This is a genomic window from Pseudomonas sp. SIMBA_068 (assembly GCF_046534705.1).
Lineage (GTDB): Bacteria > Pseudomonadota > Gammaproteobacteria > Pseudomonadales > Pseudomonadaceae > Aquipseudomonas > Aquipseudomonas putida.
The window spans coordinates 1-277 of the sequence record NZ_JAWRYI010000406.1 but is presented as its reverse complement, the minus strand read 5'-3'; the positions used below and the strand labels follow the sequence as shown (position 1 = coordinate 277).

Here is a 277-nt window from a genome sequence, read left to right as displayed (position 1 = left end):
GCTGAACGGAAAGCCCGCATTCGCCCAAGCGCGCAGCGACGGCATTTCGATGTAGTGGCGATAGCCGGAAAAATCGATGCTGGAATTGTCGTCCACCACCACATGATGCGTAATCGGCGTTACAGTTTCGCAGCGTCCATCCGCGTTGCCGCTGATGGTGATGTTGGCGTAATCAAAATCGAAGCGCAGCTGATTCACCACCCCGAGGCGCAGCGCCGGAATCAGCAGCTCATGGCTCTTGTCCAGCATTCCCTGAATCAGTGGAATATGCAGCAGC

General features: G+C 56.3%; 1 protein-coding gene. It reads right to left on the bottom strand.

What is annotated here, in order from left to right; all coding sequences use genetic code 11:
- The coding region (locus SB756_RS29730) for a cellulose biosynthesis cyclic di-GMP-binding regulatory protein BcsB (protein WP_410913159.1) at positions 1-277 on the bottom strand (277 nt) is incomplete at both ends.